The organism is Mesorhizobium sp. M2D.F.Ca.ET.226.01.1.1 (genome assembly GCF_004022705.2).
GTDB lineage: Bacteria > Pseudomonadota > Alphaproteobacteria > Rhizobiales > Rhizobiaceae > Mesorhizobium.
Genome location: NZ_RZOY02000004.1, coordinates 317,462 through 338,557, shown reverse-complemented (window position 1 = coordinate 338,557; position 21,096 = coordinate 317,462). Strand labels below are relative to the sequence as shown.

The 21,096-nt window shown below is 64.9% G+C and carries 19 protein-coding genes; 13 read left to right on the top strand and 6 right to left on the bottom strand.

Annotation, left to right across the window (positions count from 1 at the left end; translation table 11 throughout):
* Positions 1–70: 70 nt before the first annotated feature.
* The 4 genes from EN869_RS11805 to EN869_RS11790 form a co-directional block, all read right to left on the bottom strand.
* A complete protein-coding gene (locus EN869_RS11805; RefSeq protein WP_127226606.1) occupies positions 71–1,606 on the bottom strand; it encodes a DegQ family serine endoprotease in 1,536 nt (511 codons plus the stop codon).
* A gap of 187 nt (positions 1,607–1,793) precedes the next feature.
* Entirely contained in the window at positions 1,794–2,540 is a 747-nt protein-coding gene (locus EN869_RS11800; protein ID WP_127226607.1) for an MBL fold metallo-hydrolase, read from the bottom strand.
* Complete coding sequence (locus tag EN869_RS11795; protein ID WP_127226608.1) at positions 2,540–3,706, bottom strand: diphosphate--fructose-6-phosphate 1-phosphotransferase; 1,167 nt, start codon at positions 3,704–3,706, stop codon at positions 2,540–2,542. Before EN869_RS11795 ends, EN869_RS11800 begins: the two co-directional genes overlap by 1 nt.
* A 114-nt stretch (positions 3,707–3,820) precedes the next feature.
* Positions 3,821–4,591: a L,D-transpeptidase gene (locus EN869_RS11790; RefSeq protein WP_127226609.1), complete on the bottom strand. Its 771-nt coding sequence runs from the start codon at positions 4,589–4,591 to the stop codon at positions 3,821–3,823.
* Positions 4,592–4,821: 230 nt separating this feature from the next.
* Between EN869_RS11790 and EN869_RS11785 the strand changes: the two genes are divergently transcribed.
* From EN869_RS11785 to xylB, 3 genes are all read left to right on the top strand, one after another.
* Positions 4,822–5,445, top strand: coding sequence for a LysE family translocator (locus EN869_RS11785; RefSeq protein ID WP_127226610.1), 624 nt, complete (start codon positions 4,822–4,824; stop codon positions 5,443–5,445).
* A 94-nt stretch (positions 5,446–5,539) separates the two neighbouring features.
* Positions 5,540–6,865 carry a tetratricopeptide repeat protein gene (locus EN869_RS11780; RefSeq protein WP_127226890.1) on the top strand — a complete coding sequence of 442 codons (1,326 nt, stop codon included), beginning with the start codon at positions 5,540–5,542 and terminating at the stop codon, positions 6,863–6,865.
* 82 nt (positions 6,866–6,947) lie between these two features.
* Complete coding sequence (xylB, locus tag EN869_RS11775; RefSeq protein ID WP_127226611.1) at positions 6,948–8,402, top strand: xylulokinase; 1,455 nt, start codon at positions 6,948–6,950, stop codon at positions 8,400–8,402.
* Between the two features lie 272 nt (positions 8,403–8,674).
* Here the strand turns inward: xylB and EN869_RS11765 are convergent, their stop codons facing one another.
* Entirely contained in the window at positions 8,675–9,043 is a 369-nt protein-coding gene (locus tag EN869_RS11765) for a nuclear transport factor 2 family protein (RefSeq protein WP_127226613.1), read from the bottom strand.
* 113 nt (positions 9,044–9,156) lie between these two features.
* Here EN869_RS11765 and xylA point away from each other — a divergent pair, with 113 nt between their 5' ends.
* The 3 genes from xylA (at position 9,157) to EN869_RS11750 (ending at position 11,808) form a co-directional block, all read left to right on the top strand.
* Positions 9,157–10,482: a xylose isomerase gene (gene xylA / locus EN869_RS11760; protein ID WP_127226614.1), complete on the top strand. Its 1,326-nt coding sequence runs from the start codon at positions 9,157–9,159 to the stop codon at positions 10,480–10,482.
* Between the two features lie 230 nt (positions 10,483–10,712).
* Complete coding sequence (locus tag EN869_RS11755) at positions 10,713–10,916, top strand: hypothetical protein (RefSeq protein ID WP_127226615.1); 204 nt, start codon at positions 10,713–10,715, stop codon at positions 10,914–10,916.
* A 106-nt stretch (positions 10,917–11,022) separates the two neighbouring features.
* Positions 11,023–11,808 carry a TIGR01458 family HAD-type hydrolase gene (locus EN869_RS11750; RefSeq protein ID WP_348630836.1) on the top strand — a complete coding sequence of 262 codons (786 nt, stop codon included), beginning with the start codon at positions 11,023–11,025 and terminating at the stop codon, positions 11,806–11,808.
* 58 nt (positions 11,809–11,866) lie between these two features.
* On the opposite strand, the gene EN869_RS11745 is transcribed toward EN869_RS11750, so the two are convergent.
* On the bottom strand, positions 11,867–12,847 hold the full coding sequence (locus EN869_RS11745) for a GlxA family transcriptional regulator (protein WP_127226617.1): 981 nt from the start codon (positions 12,845–12,847) through the stop codon (positions 11,867–11,869).
* A 124-nt stretch (positions 12,848–12,971) separates the two neighbouring features.
* Here EN869_RS11745 and EN869_RS11740 point away from each other — a divergent pair, with 124 nt between their 5' ends.
* From EN869_RS11740 to EN869_RS11710, 7 genes are all read left to right on the top strand, one after another.
* On the top strand, positions 12,972–13,895 hold the full coding sequence (locus tag EN869_RS11740; RefSeq protein WP_127226618.1) for a 3-keto-5-aminohexanoate cleavage protein: 924 nt from the start codon (positions 12,972–12,974) through the stop codon (positions 13,893–13,895).
* Between the two features lie 13 nt (positions 13,896–13,908).
* On the top strand, positions 13,909–14,532 hold the full coding sequence (locus EN869_RS11735) for an HD domain-containing protein (RefSeq protein ID WP_127226619.1): 624 nt from the start codon (positions 13,909–13,911) through the stop codon (positions 14,530–14,532).
* Positions 14,533–14,534: 2 nt separating this feature from the next.
* Complete coding sequence (locus tag EN869_RS11730; RefSeq protein WP_127226620.1) at positions 14,535–15,680, top strand: carnitine 3-dehydrogenase; 1,146 nt, start codon at positions 14,535–14,537, stop codon at positions 15,678–15,680.
* A gap of 3 nt (positions 15,681–15,683) precedes the next feature.
* Positions 15,684–16,847: an acyl-CoA dehydrogenase gene (locus EN869_RS11725; RefSeq protein WP_127226621.1), complete on the top strand. Its 1,164-nt coding sequence runs from the start codon at positions 15,684–15,686 to the stop codon at positions 16,845–16,847.
* A 64-nt stretch (positions 16,848–16,911) separates the two neighbouring features.
* Positions 16,912–18,990: an acetate--CoA ligase family protein gene (locus tag EN869_RS11720; RefSeq protein ID WP_127226891.1), complete on the top strand. Its 2,079-nt coding sequence runs from the start codon at positions 16,912–16,914 to the stop codon at positions 18,988–18,990.
* Entirely contained in the window at positions 18,983–19,765 is a 783-nt protein-coding gene (locus EN869_RS11715) for a carnitinyl-CoA dehydratase (RefSeq protein ID WP_127226622.1), read from the top strand. The genes EN869_RS11720 and EN869_RS11715 overlap by 8 nt, the downstream gene beginning before the upstream one ends.
* Positions 19,766–19,793: 28 nt before the next feature.
* Positions 19,794–20,726, top strand: a complete 933-nt coding sequence (locus EN869_RS11710; protein WP_127226623.1) for an alpha/beta hydrolase — start codon at positions 19,794–19,796, stop codon at positions 20,724–20,726.
* The last annotated feature ends 370 nt before the right edge of the window (positions 20,727–21,096 follow it).

The following is a 21,096-nucleotide window of genomic DNA, read 5'->3' as shown; positions in this document are numbered from 1 at the left end:
AGACGTCCCACGGGGCAACAGAAATCTCAAGAGAGACCTGCCGGCGATACCGGCAGGTCTCAGGTCATTCTCAGCCGGCGGCGAAGGGTACGGCGACGAAGATCTGCTGGTCGCCGCGATCGACAAGCAACAGCACCGACTTCTTGCCCGATTTGGCTGCCTCGGCGATCGCCTGGTTCGCCTGTCTGGCGTTCTTTACGGGCGTCTGGTCGACGCCGACGATGACATCCCCCGGCTGGAGGCCCGCTGCCGAAGCCGCCTTATCCGGATTGACACGCTCGATCACGGCACCGTGCTGGTTGTCGGCAAGGTTGAGCTCTTGCCGGATATCGGGAGTGATATCGGTCAGCCCGAGGCCGAGCGACGGCACGCCTTGGCCCGCTGACGGCTTGCCGCCCTCGCCATTCGAGGCGGTCTTCACATCGTCGGTGTTGCGACCGACGTCTGCGGAGACCTGAACCGCTTTGCCCTTACGCCAGACGTCGACCGTTTCCTTGCTGCCGGGCGGGACATCCGCCACGGCGCGCGACAGGTCCTTCGTATCCTTGATCTCTTTGCCGCCAAAGCCGGTGATCACATCCCCGACTTCAATGCCCGCCTTGGCCGCAGGCGAGCCCGGCGTGACCGACGAGACCAAGGCTCCGGCAAGGTGGTCGAGGCCAATGGCGCCGGCAACATCCGGCGTGACCGGCTGGATCTGAACTCCCAGATAGCCGTACTCGATGTCGCCGCCCTTCATCAGCTTGGCGATGACCTTCTGGGCCTGGTCCGACGGGATGGCGAAGCCGACACCGACGCTGCCGCCATTGGGCGAATAGATCGCGGTGTTGATGCCGATGACATTGCCATTGACGTCGACCAGCGGGCCGCCGGAATTGCCATGATTGATCGGCGCGTCGATCTGGATGAAATCGTCGAATGGCCCGCTATGCAGGTCGCGGCCGCGCGCCGAAACGATGCCAGCGGTGACCGTGGTGCCGATGCCGAACGGATTGCCGATCGCCAGCACCTGGTCGCCGGTCATCAGCTTGCTGGAATCGCCCCATTTGACGGTCGGCAGCGGCTTGTCGGCCTTGATCTTGAGCACCGCCAGATCGTTTTTGGCGTCATGGCCGACGAGCTTGGCCGGAAGCTCGGTGCCGTCGTCGAGCGTCACCTTGATCGACCTTGCGCCATCGATGACGTGATTGTTGGTGACGATGGTGCCGTCGGCGCCGACAATGAAGCCGGAGCCGAGCGCCTCGGCGCGCGGCCCCTGCTGCTGCGGCGGCGTCCGCGGCATCGGCATGCCCTGGTCGCCGAAGAACTGTTGGAAGAACTGGTCGAATGGCACATTGCCGCCGAGGGGCGAACCGTCATCACCCGCCTGTGGCTGCGTCTTCATGATCGAGGTGATGGTGACGACAGCCGGCTTGGTGACGGCGATGACCGGCGCGAAAGAGCCGTTCGGGGCCGTGATGCCAGCGACAGGGGTCTGCGTCGTCGCGGCCACGGTGCTGAGGCCGGCGTTGCTTTCGGCAGAGGAGACGACGACGGGCGAAATGATCAGCGCGGCGCCCAGCAGGGCGGCGACGCGATGTCTGCGAAGAATGCTTAATGGTGACATGGTCGTTTCTGTCCGGGCGAGAGGTTGATCCAGCGCCGCAGGCGCTTCTGGAGGAGCGCCCGTCGACGTGTCGGCGACCGGGAATGCCTGCCTCGCCGCACATGGCAGCCGGCCGGATCGACAATCAAGATTTAGGATGCGGAATGGCCTGAATCAGGGCCTTTGGATGACCTTACGAAGATTTAATTCAGAGACCGCTTACGAACCGCTCGCGCCGGCGCAGGTAGGACGAGGCCATTGCGCGCATGCGGGCGGCATCGAAGATCGGGCCGTGGCCGCCAAGGCCGATGCGGATCGGCAGGTCGAGCAGGCGCTGCATGGTGCGGCAATAGGCCCTGCGGTCTGAATCCGGCAGATCGTCGATCAGCATGCCGTCATAGATGGCGTCGCCGGCGAAGAAGAGGCCATCAGCCTCGTCGAAGAGCCCGATCGAATCCGGCGAATGCCCGGGCAGATGCAGCACGCGGAATTGCCTGTCGCCGAGATCGACGACGTCGCCTTCGTCGAGCGCACGGGTCAGCGGCGCGGACGGAATCCGATAGTCGGCCGCCTTCCAGTCCGGCGCCGGCAGTTTCGAGACGGCGCCGTCGAGATTGTGGAACATGTAGGCGTAGGTGACGGCATCATCCATGCCGTGGAACTGAGCCGCGCTCATCCTCGGCCCCATGCGCAGCGGAAATTCATGCAGCGAGCCGACATGGTCGAGATGGATGTGCGTGGCGACGACGATGAGCGGCTTGCCGGTCGGCGTGTCGATCTGAGGCGCCAGCGGGCAGATGCCCATGCCGGTGTCGACCAGAAGGTCGGCGTCGCGCCCCTTCAGATGCCACATATTGGCGCGCACGAAATCATGCACGAAGGGCTCGGTCAGCATCGTCGTCCTGGCATCGACAACAGCCTTGCCGAACCAGTCGCCGACAACAAGCTCGCCCATCAGACGAACGGCTTCCCGACCTTATATTTCTCCGGCACCAGCCGCTTCAGATAGGTCATGCCGGCTTCCGAAAGCTGGTTGACGTCCGGCTGCATGAAATCGTCCGGCATATGGCGGGTCTTGCCGGCCACCGCCTTCAGCGGCACCTTCTTCAGCACGCTCTTCGACCCGTCGTACTGGATCGCCACCGAACCGCCGCCTTCGCCAGCGACGGCGACCGCGAAGGCGCCGGCATCGAAGGCTTCCTGGGCATCGACGGCGCTAATGGCGCCGACATAGCCGCGCGGCATGTAACCCAGTGCGTCGACCCGGGCACGCTTGCCCGGCAGGCCTTCTGCCAATGCACGCTCGAGCGCCGCCGGCAGGTCGCTGCCCGACAGCTTGACGTTGCCGTGCTGGTCGCGCTCGAGCTTCTCCGGCGGCACCAGGCTCTCGACCAGTGCCTTGCCGTCGGCGGTGCTGACGCCTTCCGATACGGCGACGATGCAGCGCTTGTGGCGATCCAGCTTTTCGCGCACTTCATCGATGAAGCGCTTCGCCGAGAAGGCGCGCTCCGGCACATAGATCAGATGCGGCCCGCTGTCGGGATCGAGCTGCCAGGCGGCAGCGGCGGCGGTGAGGAAGCCGGCGTGCCGGCCCATGACGATACCGACATAGATGCCGGGCAAAGCGCGGAAATCGAGATCGACCGAGAGAAAGGCGCCGGCGACGAATTCGGCCGCCGAGATGAAGCCCGGCGTGTGGTCGTTCTCCTCGAGGTCGTTGTCGATGGTTTTTGGCGCATGCACGAAGGCGATCGAGCCGCCGGCGGCATCGGTCAGGATCTGCTGCGTGCCCGAGGTGTCGTTGCCGCCGATATAGATGAAGGCGTCGGCGCCGGCCTTTTTCAGGCCGTTGAGTATGATCTCGCAATAGGCGGCGTCCGGCTTGTCGCGGGTCGAGCCCAGGGCTGCGCTCGGCGTGCCGGCGATCAGCCGCAGCCGGTCCTCGGGAATGGCGGAGAGATCGACATAATTGCCGTCGCGGATGCCGCGCACGCCATGGATCGAGCCAAGCACCTTGGCGCCGGGATGACGCTTGCGGATTTCCAGCGTCGCGCCGACGACGGTCTGGTTGATGACGGCGGTGGGGCCGCCGCCCTGCGCGATGACGAAGGTTCCAGCCATGCTTGATCTCTCCCGAAGCGAAGGATTCAGGGCACCTTCGCCTGTCTTGCGGCATCGCGCAACGGAAGAAACGGGATCTCGAAGATGGCGACCGGACAGGTCGCCTGAAAAAGATCAGACGACGACGACCGGGTTCTTCTTGGCGACGCGGCTGTAGAGGTCGATGATGTCCTGGTTGATCAGACGCACGCAGCCCGAGGACATCGCCTGGCCGATGCTCCACCATTCGGGCGAGCCGTGAATGCGGTAGCCGGTGTCCCTGCCGTTCTGGTAGATGTAGAGCGCCCGGGCGCCGAGCGGATTGGTCAGGCCGCCGGGCTGTCCGCCCTGCCATTTCACCAGTTCCGGCTTGCGCTGGATCATTTCCGGCGGCGGCGTCCAGACCGGCCATTCGCGGCCATACTGGATGTTGGCGCGGCCAGACCAGCGAAAGCCGTCCTTGCCGATGCCGACGCCGTAGCGGATGGCATCGCCGCCCGGCTGGACAAGATAGAGCATGCGCTCCTGCAGGTGGACGACGATGGTTCCGGGCGCCTCGCCAGTCTTATCGACGACGATCTGGCGGCGGAATCGCGGCTTGACCTTCTGCCACGGCACGGCCGGCACCTGGAAGCCGCCATCGGTCAACGAGGCATACATCACATCGGGGCCGGTGATGTTCTTGTCGACGCTGATCGCCGGGCGCATGGGCGGCACGGAACCGGTGACGGTGTTGTCGAGCTGCATTTGCGGCAGGTCGAGCGTGTCGGTGGTGCTGCAGCCGGCAAAACCGAGCAGCGCGATGGCGCCTGCGCCCGAAAGCACGGCGCGGCGGGAAAGCTGAATTTCGGTATCGATTGCGGCGCCGTTGGAAGGCGGCGTCAGACTTTGCGGCAACTCGCGCATACACCAAACCCTACGCTGCCGGCGGGAAGCACGGTCCGGCCGGATAATCGCATTTTCGCCAGTCATGGTTGAAAAAGGGTGAAAGGGCGTTGGTCCGGCTTAACCCTAACGGATCGTTGCGGCGGCCGATGGGCCAGCCGGTCGAGCCGTTGAAGATTTTTCCAACGGCCTCTTTACATTCCCGCCGACCCCAGGATTTATCCTGTTCTTTGCGCTCAAGGAGCAGGGAAATGTCCTTCGAAAACTGGGCTGCCTTCGCCGCCGCCTCTTCGATCCTTCTCGTCATTCCGGGCCCGACGATCCTTTTGGTCGTCTCCTATGCGTTGGGCCAGGGCTGGCGCACCGCGCTGCCGATGGCAATGGGCGTCGCGCTGGGCGACTTCACTGCCATGACGCTGTCGATGCTTGGCATCGGCGCGTTGCTCGCGGCTTCGGCGACGGTGTTCACCATCTTGAAGGTGATCGGCGCCGGCTATCTGATCTATCTCGGTATCAAGCTGTTCCGCGCCGGCGGCGCGCTGAAGGCCGAACCGCGTACCGACGCGGTGTCGGCGGCACGGATGATGGCGCATGCCTGGCTGGTGACGGCGCTGAATCCGAAAAGCATTACCTTCTTCGTCGCCTTCCTGCCGCAGTTCCTCGACCGGCACGCCGACTTCTGGGCGCAGATGCTGATCTTCGAGACGACCTTCCTGACCTTGGCCTTCGCCAACGCTTTCGGCTACGCGCTGGTCGCATCGAGGGCCCGCGCGATCGTGCGCAACCCGAAGGCGATCCGCATCTTCAATCGCACCGGCGGCACGCTGCTGGTCGGCGCCGGCATCGCCACGGTGGCGATGCGGTCGGGGAACTAGGACTGGCCAAAGCGAGGCAACTGCGAGGCTATGTCTGCGCGGTTGGCTGCCCTAGGATCGCATCCCGATCGCAAAATTGCCCGACAGCGAGGACATAATGATGAAGGATGCATTCGGGCTGAACTATTCAGGCGCAACCGAAGTCGGCTTCTCGTCCTACGTCAAGGCGGTGCATGAGCTGCAGTGCTTCATCGGCGATCCGGTCGGATCGATCGACCGCGCCATTGCCGACGACCCGGCCTTCGTCATGGCGCATGTCTTCAAGGGCTACCTGTTCGGCCTCGCCACGGAGCGCGACGCGTCGGCGGTTGCACGGTCCAGTTACGAAGCGGCGCTGCCGCTGGCGGCGAGCGCGCGCGAAGCGGCGCATGTCGCAGCGCTTGGCCATCTCGCCGAAGGGCGATGGCATGAAGCCGCCCGCATCCTCGAGGACATCGCCGTCGACTTCCCACTCGATGCGCTGGCGCTGCAGACCGGACATCAGATCGATTTCTTCACCGGTAACGCGCGCATGTTGCGCGACCGCATCGGCCGGGCGCTGCCGGCCTGGCAAAAGGACATGCCGGGCTACCACGCCATTCTCGGCATGCAGGCCTTCGGGCTTGAGGAGATGGGCGATTATGCCCGCGCCGAGTCCTTTGGGCGGCAGGCCGTCGAGATCGAGCCGCGCGACGGCTGGGCGCAGCACGCGGTGGCGCATGTTATGGAAATGCAGAGCCGGCAAAGAGAGGGCATCGCCTGGATGCGCGCCAATCCGGAGGCGTGGACGAAGGAGAGTTTCCTGCAGATCCACAATTGGTGGCATCTGGCGCTGTTCCACTACGATCTTGGCGAAACCGGCGAGGTGCTCCGGCTCTATGACGGGCCGATCTATGGAAAACGCTCGACATTGGCGCTCAATATGGTCGACGCCTCGGCGATCCTGTGGCGTCTCCATCTCGGCGGCGTCGATGTCGGCGACCGCTGGGCGGCGCTCGCCGCCAACTGGATCCCGAAGGCCGCCGCCGGCAACTACGCCTTCAACGACGCCCATGCGATGATGGCCTTTGTCGGCGCCGGGCTGGAAGCGCCGGCGAAAACGCTGATCGAGGTGCAGCGTGAGGCGATGCGCGGCACTGACGACAATGCCGCGTTCACGCGCGACGTCGGCCACCCGCTGACGCTTGCCATCCAGGCCTTTGGCCAAGGCAACTACGACGAGACGGCACGCCTGATCCGGCCGATTCGCTCGATCGCGCATCGGTTCGGCGGCAGCCATGCGCAGCGCGACGTGATCGACCTGACGCTGCTCGAGGCCGCCCTGCGCGCCGACGATAAGGCGCTGGCGCGGGCATTGACCGCCGAACGGCAGCTGGCCCGGCCCGACAGTCCGCTGTCGGCGTTGTTCCTGCGGCGGGCATCCGATTTGTCTGAGAATTGACCCGCAGCGGATCTTGTCCTAAGAACTGGCCAAGCCAGATTTTTTCGAGATCCGAAAAAATTAATGGCAATGGGAGGAAATCATGTATCTCGGCCTCGACCTGGGCACTTCGGGCGTCAAGGCGCTGCTGATCGATGATGGCCAGAAGGTCATCGGTTCCGGCCATGGTTCGCTTGACATCTCGCGGCCGCATCCGGGCTGGTCGGAGCAGGACCCGGCGCATTGGATCGAGGCCTGCCAGACGGCGATTTCCGAACTCAAGGCTTCGCACCCGAAGGAGCTTGCCGCGGTCAAGGGCATCGGCCTTTCCGGCCAGATGCATGGCGCCACCCTGCTCGACGCCTCGGACAAGGTGCTGCGCCCCTGCATCCTTTGGAACGACACGCGCAGCCATGCCGAGGCCGCCGCGCTCGATGCCGATCCGCGCTTCCGCAAGCTCACAGGCAACATCGTTTTCCCGGGCTTCACCGCCCCGAAGCTCGGCTGGGTGAAGAACAACGAGCCTGCGATTTTTGCCAAGGTGACGAAGGTCCTGCTGCCCAAGGACTATTTGCGGCTCTGGCTGACCGGCGAGCGTATCTCGGAAATGTCGGATTCGGCCGGCACCTCCTGGCTCGATGTCGGCAAGCGGCGCTGGGCGCCCGAACTGCTGGCGGCGACGTCGCTCGACGAAAAGCACATGCCGTCGCTGGTGGAAGGCACGGCCAAGGCAGGCGCCTTGCGCGGCGAGCTGGCATCGAAATGGGGCATCGCGGCCGGGATTCCGGTTGCCGGCGGCGCCGGCGACAATGCGGCCTCGGCTTGCGGCATGGGCACGGTCGGCGCCGGGCATGCTTTCGTGTCGCTCGGCACGTCAGGCGTGCTCTTCGCCGCCAACGCCTCCTACCTGCCCAATCCCGAAAGTGCGGTGCACACGTTCTGCCATGCGCTGCCCGAGACCTGGCACCAGATGGGCGTCATTCTGTCAGCCACCGATTCGCTCAATTGGCTGTCGGAGGTCACCGGCAAAGGCGCCGGCGAGCTGACCGGCGAGCTCGGCGACGCGCTCAAGGCGCCGGCGGGCGTCTCCTTCCTGCCTTACCTGTCGGGCGAGCGCACGCCGCACAACGACTCCGCCATTCGCGGCTCCTTCACCGGGCTCGGGCATGAATCCAGCCGTGCCGTGCTGACGCAGGCGGTGCTGGAAGGCGTCGCCTTTGCGTTCCGTGACAGCCTCGAAGCGCTGAAGACGGCCGGCACGACATTGAGCCGGGTGACCGCGATCGGCGGCGGCTCGCGCTCACGCTACTGGCTGAAGGCGATTGCGACGGCATTGCAGGTGCCGGTCGACATTCCCGCCGACGGCGACTTCGGCGCGGCGTTTGGCGCGGCAAGGCTTGGGTTGATCGCCGCGACTGGGACCGATCCGCTGGCGGTGTGCACCGCGCCGGCGACAGATGCGACGATTGAGCCGGATGCGGGGCTTGGTGGGGCTTTTGCTGATGCCTATCAAAGGTATCGCGCGCTCTATCCGGCGATAAGGGCTGTAACTGCGTGAGTGGGCGCGAGGCCCCCCTCTCTGCCCTGCCGGGCATCTCCCCCTCAAGGGGGGAGATTGGCAGTTGGGGCGCCTCGCTCATTCCTACGACGCTGGCGATTGGCGAAGGCCGGAGTGACAGCCGATCTCCCGCCTTGAGGGGGGTGAGGAGAGGCCCGCGCAGCGGACGGAAAGCCAACTGCTTGGCTTTCCGAACGACGAACGCCCGGAGCGATAGCGAAGGGCCGGAGCAGGCAGGCCAGAGAGGGGGGTCTCGCACCCCACCTCCCCAGCTAGCCTTGTTGCGCCGGCACCTTGTCCAAAAACCCGGTAACACTCTTCAACCGCCCGTTCTCGATGACGCCGATGTCGGTGCCTTCAATGACCGACTCCGTGCCTTCCGGCCCAAGATTCCACGAAAAGCGGATGCGGTCGGCGAAACCGTCCGGCTCGCCCTTCAGCGAAAACCGGAAGCCGGCGAAGCGCTGCTGCACGCCGTCGATCAGTGCCGCGATGCCGTCATGGCCGTCGCCTTGCATGACCGGGTCGCGATAGGCGACGTCCTTGGTGAAGGCCGCTTCGAGCAGCACCTTGCGGCGGGTCGCGTCCGCCTCGTTCCAGGCGGCAATGTAGTTGCGGGCGATCATGTTGAGGTCGGTCATGGTCGTGTTCCTTCGTTGGATCGTTTCGACCTGACCGTTTTGGCCCCGCGAAAGAGCGAAACCAATTACGCCTGAGGTAATCGGGCGAATGCCCCCCGGAGAGGAAGGAAACTATGAGCAGCGGATTTTTCGGCGACATCAAAAAGATCAAATACGAGGGGCCGGATTCGACCAATCCGCTGGCCTACCGTTTCTACAATCCGGACGAGGTCGTTGCCGGCAAGCGGCTGGAAGACCATCTGCGCTTCGCCGTCGCCTACTGGCATTCCTTCGCCTGGCCGGGCGGCGACCCGTTCGGCGGCCAGACCTTCGACCGGCCTTGGTTCGCCAAGCCGGGCGGCATCGACACGATGGAGTTGGCCAAGCTCAAGGCCGACGTTGCCTTCGAGATGTTCTCGCTGCTCGGCGCTCCCTATTTCTGCTTCCACGACGCCGATGTGCGCCCGGAAGGCAAGGATTTCTCCGAGAGTGCGGCGCGCCTCGACGAGATCACCGACTATTTCGCCGACAAAATGAAAGAGACCGGGGTCAAGCTGCTCTGGGGCACGGCGAACCTGTTCTCGCATCGCCGCTTCATGTCGGGCGCGGCCACCAATCCCGATCCGGATGTGTTTGCCTATGCGGCGGCGACGGTGAAGAAATGCATCGACGTCACCAAGAAGCTGAAGGGCGAGAACTATGTGCTGTGGGGCGGGCGCGAGGGCTATGAGACCTTGCTCAACACCGACCTTGCCCGCGAGCAGGAGCAGGCCGGCCGCTTCCTCAATCTCGTCGTCGACTACAAGCACAAGATTGGTTTCAAGGGCACGGTCCTGATCGAGCCGAAGCCACAGGAGCCCACAAAACACCAGTACGACTATGACGTCGCCACTGTGTATGGCTTCCTTAAGCGCTTCGGGCTGGAGAAGGAGGTCAAGCTCAACATCGAGCAGGGCCATGCGATCCTTGCCGGCCATTCCTTCGAGCACGAGCTTGCTCTGGCGAATGCGCTGGGCATCTTCGGCTCGATCGACATGAACCGCAACGACTACCAGTCGGGCTGGGACACCGACCAGTTCCCCAACAATGTGCCGGAAATGGCGTTGGCCTATTACCAGGTGCTGCAGGGCGGCGGCTTCAAGACCGGCGGCACCAATTTCGACGCCAAGCTCCGGCGGCAGTCGCTCGACCCGGACGATCTCCTGATCGGCCATATCGGGGGCATGGATGCCTGCGCGCGCGGCCTGAAGGCGGCGGCGAAGATGATCGAGGACAAGGCCCTGTCCGGTCCGCTCGCCGAACGCTATGCCGGCTGGAACACCGCCGAAGGCAAGGCGATGCTTGCGGGCAAGCGCACGCTGGAGGAAATCGCCGAACGCGTGGTGAAGAAGAAGATCGAACCGCAGCCGCGCTCCGGCCGGCAGGAGCTGCTCGAAAACATCGTCAACCGCTACGTCTGACATCCGATCGGAACACTGAAATCTGCCGTGTGCGGTCAACAAGCCGCCGCGGCATTCTCTTATCACAGCGCAAAAGTGCGCCGGGAATCGCGTTGCCGCGATTTGCAGGCGGCTGACAAAACTTTGCCCGCGCTGCCCCTCAATGACCTCGTTCTTGCCTTCAAACAGCCGTCACGGATTTCGTATAAACATGGCTTCAGTGGCGGGAAGGAAAGAAGGAGGCGAAACGTATGCAGCACGAACGCGAAATCGACGCCCTGCTCTCTCCCAGCGAGGCTGGCTCGATCATCGACCGGCTGATGGCGCTGCCGCATTCGAAAGACGGCGCCAGCAAGACAAATGAATGGGATCGCGCGGTCGCCGCGCGGCTCGAGACGGCGCTGGCCAAGAGCATGCGCTCGCGCCTTGTCGGCGAAGGCCGCGACGCTGCCTGATTCTTCCGCGGCCTGAGCCTTCTTGGCCCGAATCTTCCCTGGCCCGAATCTTCTCTGGTTTGACGAACGGAGACTGTTTCTCCATCTTTCAGCGATGATACGCGCGGTGCTCCTGGATCTCCTGGGTGTCGTCTATGATGGCGACACCCCGATAACAGGTGCCGCTGAGGCCATTGAACACCTGCGCAATGCCGGCCTGCCGCTCCGCTTCGTCAGCAATACGACCCGCTCGCCGCGCAGCGCAATCATCGCGCAGCTCGGCGGAATGGGTATCGACGTCGCGGACGAGGAACTGCTGACGCCGGCGCGTGCCGCGGTCGAATGGCTACGCAGGCATGGCTGCCAACCGCATCTGCTCGTCCATCCCGACCTCGAGGTCGAGTTTGCCGGGCTGGAAGGCGGGAGCGGCCGAGCCGTCGTCGTCGGCGATGCGGGCGAGGGCTTCGACCATGCCAGCCTCAACCGCGCTTTCCGCGAACTGGTTGCCGGCGCCGATTTCGTGGCGCTTGCCGTCAACCGCACTTTCAGGGATGCCGACGGGCTGCTCAGCCTCGACGCCGGCGCCTTCGTCGCGGCGCTTGAATTCGCCAGCGGCCGAAGCCCCGTGGTGCTCGGCAAGCCGTCGCCGGATTTCTTTCTCTCGGCGCTTGCGGACCTGGACTGCCCGGCGGCCGACGCGGTTATGGTCGGCGACGATGCGGAGAGCGATGTCGCCGGGGCGCTCAACGCCGGGCTTGGCGCGGCCCTGCTGGTGCGCGCCGGCAAATACCGTCCGGGCGATGAAGCGCGCTTCGATCCGGCTCCGACCGCGATCGTCGACGATCTCACGGCGGCAACCGAGTGGATACTTAAAGCGCGTCGCGCCGAAGCGGCCTCGAGGGACGCGCTGTAATCTTTGTTTGATGCATGTCGTGACCCCAAAACCGCTGCGCACTTTTGGGCGACATGCACTAGCCGCGCCGCAGTCTGACCGGCGCCTCGCCGAAAGCTCTGGAAAACGCCCTGGAAAACGCTGCTGCGGACGAAAAGCCGGTACGCCCGGCGATGTCCGCCATGGCAATTCGCGTGTCGACCACTAGGCGGCGGGCTGCGCCGAGGCGCAGCCTCAGATAGTAGGCGCCCGGCGTCTCGCCGATCGACTTGCGGAAGATGCTTTCCAGCGTCCGCGCCGTCACGCCGGCGCGTTTGGCCACGGCGTCGATGGTGAGCGGCTGATCGACATGCGCTTCCATCAGCCGGATCGCCTGGGCGAGGCGTGGATCGTAGCCGTCGAGACGGCCGAGCGAGACCAGCGGCTGCGCGTCGGTCGCGGCGCGCGCCTGGTCGTAGATGAACACGCTCGCCACATCGAGCGCCGCTGCCATGCCGAGCCTGGTGCGAACCAGATGCAGCATCAGGTCGAAGGTCGGCGAGGCGCCGCCGGACGTGAAGACCGGACCGTCGATGACATAGCGGTCCGGTCGCACATCGACGCCGGGAAAGGCGGCGGAGAAATCCTCCATGTCCTCCCAATGGGTGGTGGCGCTGCGGCCTTCGAGCAGGCCGGCGCGCGCCACCAGCCAGGTACCGGCCTCGACACCGCCGCAGGCGCGGGCCGCGCGCGCCGCGCGACGCAGACCGGCGAGCAGCGCCGAGGTGGCATAATTCTGCGTGCCGAAGCCGGCGACGACGACCAGCATGTCGGTCGGCTCGGCGGCGTCGAAGCGGCCGCTGACCGCAACCGGCAGGCCGCAAGTGGTGACCGGCGCCTCGCCGGTGACCGAGACCAGCTTGAAATCGAACAGCGTCTCGCCCGAGATGCGGTTGGCGGCGCGCAACGGGTCGACCGCCGAGGCGACGCACATGATCGACGAGCCGGAAAACACAAGGAACGTCACCTTGAGGGTTTCGCGCTCGGGCCGAAAGATGGTCGGCTTTTCGCTTTTGATCATGAGTGCTTCGTAAAACGCAAAACAGTTTCCGGCAAGTCGGTCATTCTGTATCCGTCCCGTGCATAGCCCAACAGGCTTCCTCTTTTGGCGCATGCACGGCCGATCGACCCTGGGAGGATAGACGATGCCGCTTGCGATGAACCGTGAGGTTTTCATTACCTGTGCCGTGACTGGCTCCGGCGGCACGCAGGACCGCAGCCCCCATGTGCCGCGCTCGCCCAAGCAGATCGCCGATTCGGCGATCGACGCGGCCAAGGCGGGCGCCGCGATCGTCCACTGCCATGTGCGCGACCCCGAGACCGGCAAGCCCAGGCGCGACGTGCAGCTCTACCGCGAAGTGACCGATCGCATCCGCGAGGCCAATGTCGACGTGGTGCTGAACCTCACCGCCGGCATGGGCGGCGACATGGTGTTCGGCTCGCCAGAGGCGCCGCTGCCGCTGAACGAGAAGGGCACCGACATGGGCGGCGCCACCAACCGCATGGAGCATGTGCGCCAGTGCCTGCCGGAGATCTGCACGCTGGATTGCGGCACGATGAATTTCGCTGAGGCCGACTATGTCATGACCAACACGCCCGGCATGCTGCGCGCCATGGGCGGCATGATGACGGCGTTGGGCGTCAAGCCGGAGATCGAGGCCTTCGACACCGGGCATCTGTGGTTCGCCAAGCAGCTGGTCGAGGAGAAGGTGCTCAACGCGGACGCGCTGGTGCAGCTCTGCATGGGTGTGCCGTGGGGCGCGCCGGACGACCTCAACACCTTCATGGCGATGGTCAACAACGTGCCGTCGACCTGGAACTGGTCGGCCTTCTCGATCGGCCGCAACCAGATGGCCTATGCCGCGGCCGCGGTGCTTGCCGGCGGCAATGTCCGCGTCGGCCTGGAGGACAATCTCTGGCTCGACAAGGGCGTTCTGGCGACCAACGCGCAGCTGGTCGAGCGCGCGGCCAGCATCGTCACCAATCTCGGCGCCCGGATCCTCGGGCCAGAGGAAGTGCGCAAGAAGCTCAACCTGACCAAGCGGGCGCCGATCGCAGCCGCGGCGTAAAGCGGAGCTCCAGATGGCTACCGTCAAATTCACCGCGATGAAGGACGGCGACAAGGAAGACTACGAATTCCTGACCGCCCATGAGATCGACTACGCCGCCAAGACCGGCGAGCGGCTGCTCGACGCGCTGGTTCAGCTCGACGAAGGCCTGTCCGGCTACAAGATCACCCGGCTCGGTCATTCGCTGCAGGCGGCGACGCGCGCCTGGCAGGACGGGGCCGATACCGACTGGATCGTTTGCGCGCTGCTGCACGATATCGGCGACATCTACGCGCCCTACAACCACGACGAATATGCCGCGACGATCCTGAAGCCCTTCGTGCGCGAGCAATGCACCTGGGTCGTCGAAAAGCACGGCGACTTCCAGCGCCTCTATTACGCGCATCACCTCGGCGGCAACCGGCACGCACGCGACCGCTTCGCCGGCCATGCCTATTTCGACGATTGCGACCAGTTCTGCGAGCGCTGGGACCAGTCGAGCTTCGATCCCGACTACGAGACTTTGCCGATCGAGTTCTTCCGGCCCTTCGTGCTCGAAGTCTTCGCCCGCAAGGCCTACGACCCGGCGGTGATCCGCACTGGCGAGCGCGTGGCCCTCACCAACCCTGAAACAGCCAAGACCAGAACCGGAGCCTGACCATGAGCATCATCAACAAGGCGGCCGCCATCGGCGGCGGTGTCATCGGCGCGGGCTGGGTGGCGCGGCTGCTCTTGAACGGCATCGACGTCTCGATCTTCGATCCGGATCCGGAAGCGTCGCGCAAGGTTGGCGAAGTGATGAAGGGCGCGCGTCGCGCCTACAAGCAGATGCTGCCGGGCGGCCTGCCCAAGGAAGGCAAGCTGACCTATGCCAAGACCATCGCCGAGGCGGTCGCCGATGCCGATTTCATCCAGGAGAGCGTGCCGGAGCGGCTGGACCTCAAGCACAAGGTGCTGGCCGAGATCGACACGCATGCGCCGGCCAACGCCATCGTCGGTTCCTCCACCTCCGGCATCAAGCCGACGGACATGCAGGTGGCGATGAAGAAGCATCCGGAGCGGCTGGTCGTCGGCCATCCGTTCAACCCGGTCTATCTTCTGCCGCTGGTCGAGATCGTCGGCGGCCAGCAGACTTTCCCGGAAGCCATCGAGGTCGCCAAGGAGATCTATGCCTCGATCGGCATGAAGCCGGTGGTGGTGCGCAAGGAGATCGAGGCCTTCGTCGGCGACCGCCTGCTCGAAGCCGCCTGGCGCGAGGCGCTGTGGCTGGTCAAGGACGGCATCTGCACCGTCGAGGAACTCGACGACATCATGCGCTATTCCTTCGGCCTGCGCTGGGCGCAGATGGGCATGTTCCAGGTCTATCGGGTCGCCGGCGGCGAGGCCGGCATGCGCCACTTTATGGCGCAGTTCGGGCCTTGCCTGAAATGGCCCTGGACCAAGCTGATGGACGTGCCGGAATTCAACGACGAGCTGGTCGACCTGATCGCCACCCAATCGGACGAGCAGGCGCACGGCCTGTCGATCCGCGAATTGGAGCGTATCCGCGACGACAATCTGGTCGCGATCATGGAAGCGCTGTCGAAGCAGAACAAGGGCAAGGGCTGGGGCGCTGGCGCGCTGCACAAGGATTATACCCGGCAGCTCGCCAAGCTGGCGGCGAAGAAGGTTTCCGGCAAGGTTACGGCCAAGGCCGAAGCGGCCAAGCCGGCGAAGAAGGCCGCGAAGCCGGAAAAGGCCGCGAAACCGGCCAAGGCGGTGAAGGTCGAGAAGCCGAAGAAGAAGAGCGGCAAGAAGAAGGGCTGAGCCATGGATTTCGGTCTTTCCGAGGAACAAAAACTCATCGTCGAGACGACGCGTGCCTTCGTCGAGAACGAGCTTTACCCACATGAGCGCGAGGTGGAGCGCACCGGCGAGCTGCGCCGCGATCTGATCGACGAGCTGAAGGCGAAGGCGATCGAAGCCGGCCTCTACGCGGCCAACATGCCGGCCGATGTCGGCGGCGCCGGCCTCGATACGGTGAGCTGGCTGCTCTACGAGAAGGAGCTCGGCCGCGCCAATTACGCACTGCACTGGACCTGCGTGGCGCGTCCCTCCAACATCCTGCTCGCCGGCACGCCGGAGCAGCGCGAGAAATACCTCTTTCCCTGCATCCGCGGCGAGAAATGGGATTGTCTTGCGATGACCGAGCCGGGCGCCGGCTCCGACCTGCGCGGCATGAAGGCGACCGCCGTTCAGGACGGCTCCGACTGGGTGCTCAACGGCACCAAGCACTTCATCTCGCATGCCGATCTCGCCGATTTCGCCATCGTCTTCATGGCCTCGGGCGAAGAGGATTCGCCGCGCGGCAAGCGCAAGAAGATCACCGCCTTCTTCGTCGACAAGGGCACAAAGGGTTTTTCGGTGCGCGACGGCTACCGCAACGTCTCACATCGCGGCTACACCAACTCGATCCTCGAATTCGACGACTGCCGGCTGCCGGCGAGCCAGGTGCTGGGCGAAGTGCATAAAGGCTTCGATGTCGCCAACTCCTGGCTTGGCGCCACGCGGCTTCAGGTCGGCGCAACCTGTCTTGGCCGGGCCGAACGGGCGCTCTCGCATGCCATCGAATATGCCGCGCAGCGCCAGCAGTTCGGCCAGCAGATCGGCAAGTTCCAGGGCGTTTCCTTCAAGCTCGCCGACATGGCGACGGAGCTGAAGGCCGCCGATTTGATGGTGTTCGAAGCCGGCTGGAAGTACGATCAGGGCACCGTCACCGACCAGGACATGGCGATGGCCAAGCTGAAGGCCACGGAAATGCTGGCCTATGTCGCCGACGAAGCCATCCAGATCCATGGCGGCATGGGGCTGATGGACGACCTGCCGCTGGAGCGCATCTGGCGGGACGCGCGCGTCGAGCGCATCTGGGAAGGTACGTCGGAGATTCAGCGACATATTATTTCGCGGGCGCTGCTGCGTCCGTTCGGAGCTTAGAGCATGATGCGCCAAAGCTGGGATCCGGCTTTGGACGGGATCATGCTCAAACGAAAAGATGACCATGCATAAACTCGAACGTCTCCTGCGCCCGAAATCGATCGCCGTGTTCGGCGGGGCGCAGGCCGCCGCTGTCGTGGCGCAATCGATCAAGATGGGATTTGCCGGCGAAATCTGGCCGGTGCATCCGACCAAGGAGGAGGTCGCCGGCCGCAAGGCCTACCGCTCCGTCGCCGACCTGCCCGGTGCCCCGGACGCCGCCTTCGTCGGTGTCAACCGGCATCTCACCATCGAGGTGATCAAGGCGCTGGCCGAGCGCGGCGCCGGCGGCGCCGTCTGTTTCGCCGCGGGCTTCCTTGAAACCGAGGCCTATGACGAGGATGGCGAGCGGCTGCAGGCCGAACTCGTCGCCGCAGCCGGTGAGATGCCGATCATCGGCCCGAACTGCTACGGCCTGATCAACTATGCCGACGGCGCGCTGTTGTGGCCCGACCAGCATGGCGGCATAAGGCTGCCCGAGGGCGGCAAGGGCGTGGCCATCATCACCCAATCCTCCAACATCGCCATCAACATGACGATGCAGAAGCGCGGCCTGCCGATCGCCTTCCTGATGACGGCCGGCAACCAGGCGCAGACCGGGCTCTCCGAAATGGCGCTCGGCCTGATCGAGGACGAGCGCGTCACCTCGCTCGGCATGCATATCGAAGCCTTCGACTCGGTCGCCGGCTTTGAGAAGCTGGCGGCACGGGCGCGCGAGCTGAGAAAGCCGATCATCGCCATGAAGGTGGGGCGGTCCGAACAGGCGCGGCAGGCGACGGTGTCGCACACCGCCTCGCTCGCGGGCTCGGATGCCGCCTCCGGCGCTTTCCTGAAGCGCCTGGGCATCGCGCGCGTCGATTCCATACCCGCGTTCATCGAGGCGCTGAAGCTCCTGCACGTCACCGGGCCGCTGCCCGGCTACAGGCTCTCGTCGATGAGCTGCTCGGGCGGCGAGGCTTCGGTGATGGCCGACAGCGCCGAAGGGCGCTGGGTGCATTTCCCGACGCTGACCGCCGAGCACCGCGCGCATGTGAAATCGACGCTCGGACCGCTGGTCGCGGTCGCCAATCCGCTCGACTACCACACCTTCATCTGGAACAACGAGCCGGCGATGACCGCCACCTTCACCGCCATGGTGTCGGGCGGCTTCGACTTGAACATGCTGGTGCTCGACTTCCCGCGCCCCGATCGCTGTTCCGACGTCGACTGGTGGACGACGCTGCGCGCCTTCGAGGCGGCGCTGAAGACCAACAAGGCGCAAGGCGCGATCGTGTCCTCGCTGCCGGAGAACCTGCCCGAGGAATATACCGCCGGGCTTATGGCGCGCGGCATGGTGCCGTTGTTCGGCATCTCGGAAGCCATGGATGCCGCCCAGGCCGCGGCCTTCATCGGCTGGGCCTGGCGCGAGCCGCAGGCGCAGCCGGTCGACACCACAGCGGCGGGAGCGTCCGAAGCGACGCGCGTCACGCCGGACGAGGCCGAAGCCAAGGAAAAGCTGATCAAGGCCGGCCTGCCGGTGCCGAAGGGCGAGCGTGCTTCCAATGCTGTCGAGGCGGTGATCTCCTCCATGACGCTCGGCTTCCCGGTCGCTCTCAAGGCGCTCGGCGTGACGCACAAGTCGGAAGTCGGCGCCGTCAGGCTGAACCTCAAGGACGCCGAATCCGTCAGCGCCGCGGCGCATGACCTGCTGCCGCTCGGCACGGGGCTTTACGCCGAACGCATGGTGCGCGACGGCGTCGCCGAGCTGATCGTCGGCTTCACCCGCGACCCGATGTTCGGCGTGGTGATGACGCTCGGCACCGGCGGCGTGCTGGTCGAGCTGTTGCGCGACAGCGTGACGCTCATGTTGCCGGCGACACGGGACGATATCGAGGCGGCATTGCGTGGGCTCAAGCTCTATCCTCTCCTCGAAGGCTATCGCGGCCGGCCGAAAGCCGATGTCGCGGCCGCCATCGATGCCATCGCCGGCATTGCCGACTTCGTGCAGAAGAACGAAGGCGAGATCGAGGAACTCGACATCAACCCGCTGATCGTCTGCGCCGAAGGAAAGGGCGCGTGGATCGCGGATGCCCTGCTGGTGCTTGGAGAAAAGAAGAATGCCTGACGTCATCACCACCCGCCGCGAGGGCGCGATCCTCGAGGTGACGCTCGACCGGCCGAAGGCCAACGCCATCGACCTGAAGACGTCGCGGCTGATGGGCGAGACCTTCAAGGCGTTCCGCGACGATCCGGAATTGCGCGTCGCCATCGTCAAGACGGCCGGCGACAAGTTCTTCAGCGCCGGCTGGGATTTGAAGGCCGCCGCGGCCGGCGACGCGGTGGACGGCGACTATGGCGTCGGCGGCTTCGCCGGCCTGCAGGAGTTGCGTGACCTGAACAAGCCGGTGATCGCCTGCGTCAACGGCATGGCGGTGGGCGGCGGCTTCGAGTTGGCGCTGTCCTGCGACCTCATCTACGCCTCGGACCATTCCTCCTTCGCGCTGCCCGAGATCCGCGCCGGTACGCTGGCCGACGCCGCGACGATCAAGCTGCCGAAGCGCATTCCCTACCACATCGCCATGGACCTCCTGTTCACCGGCCGCTGGATGGACGTCGCCGAGGCGCATCGCTGGGGCTTGGTCAACGAAGTGCTGCCGAAGGAGAAGCTCGAAGAGCGGGTCTGGGAGATCGCAAGGCTTTTGGCCAGCGGCCCGCCGCTGGTCTTCGCCTCGATCAAGGAGACGGCACGGGTTGCCGAGGCGCTGACCTTCCAGGACGCGATGAACAAGGTGACGCGTCGGCAGCTGCCGACCGTCGATACGCTCTATGGGTCCGAGGATAATATGGAAGGGTTCCGGGCGTTCGCGGAAAAGCGCGATCCGGTGTGGAAGGGTAGGTGACCCTACGGAGATGACGGCGCCAGGCCCTATGACCGACTACAAAACGCTGATCGACGCCGAGACCTGGGCCTTCATCGAGAAGACCAATTCCTACTATCCGCCGGATACGATCGACTACACAATCGAAGAGCAGCGCGCGATCTATGACCGGATGTGCCGGGAGTTCTTTGCCGGCTATCCGCAAGGCGTGACGGCGGAAACGACAAGCATCGCCGACGGCATCCCGATCCGCATCTACCGCAACGCGGAGCCCGACAATGCAGCCATGGTGCTCTATATCCACGGCGGCGGCTTCATCCTTGGCGGGCTGGACAGCCATGATGATGTCTGCGCCGAGCTGTGCGCCCGCACCGGTTTCGAGGTGGTCTCGCTCGATTACCGGCTTGTGCCGGAGCATATGCATCCGGCCGCCTTCGACGACGCCATGGACGCCTTCGAATGGGCCGCCAAGACCTATGACCGCCCTGTCCTGCTTTGCGGCGACAGCGCCGGCGGCAATCTCTGCGCCGCGGTGGCGCATGCGACGCGCGGCCATGCCAAGAAGCCGATCGGTCAGGTGCTGATCTATCCCGGTCTCGGCGGCGACCGCTCACGCGGCTCGTACATCACCCATGCCGAGGCGCCGATGCTGACGGTGCGCGACCTCGACTTCTACAAGCATATCCGCACCGGCGGCGTCGATATGACCGGCGACATCACGCTCTACCCGCTCGCCGATGGCGATTTCGCAAACCTGCCACCGACGGTGCTGATCACCGCCGAATGCGACCCGCTCTCTTCCGACGGCGAGGCCTATCGTGACCGCATCGTCGCGGCCGGCGGGCGGGCATATTGGCTGGAAGAGCCCGGCCTCGTGCACGGTTACCTCAGAGCCCGTCATGCCGTCGGCCGGGCACGCGCCAGCTTTACCCGCATCGTCGACGCGGTGTCGGCGCTCGGCCGAGGCGAGTGGATACGGTGATCGTTCACCAACCCGCCGCCTGAGGCAGCCATGGCAGGAGAAACGTCCAGCGTTTTTCGTCTTTTTTTTGCGTGAGATAGAAAAATCTGACGGTTCGCCGCTTCTGTGAAATGGCGAACAGTTCCAGCCGTCGCTTTCGATGAACCTTTCCGCTCCGGCCCGCGACTGACGGCCAGGCGCCGCAATGATGCGGCCCGGAAAGGGAAAGCCGCAATGACCAGAAACCCAGAGACTCCACAGTCTCCGGGAGCAACGGGAGTCCGGCGCGATCACCGCCTTCGGGAAGGGGTCGACGCGCTGGGCTTCCGGCTGATTCCGTTGACCCTGCCCAGGAGCAGGCGTATCGTCACGCAGACGAAAGCAGACAATT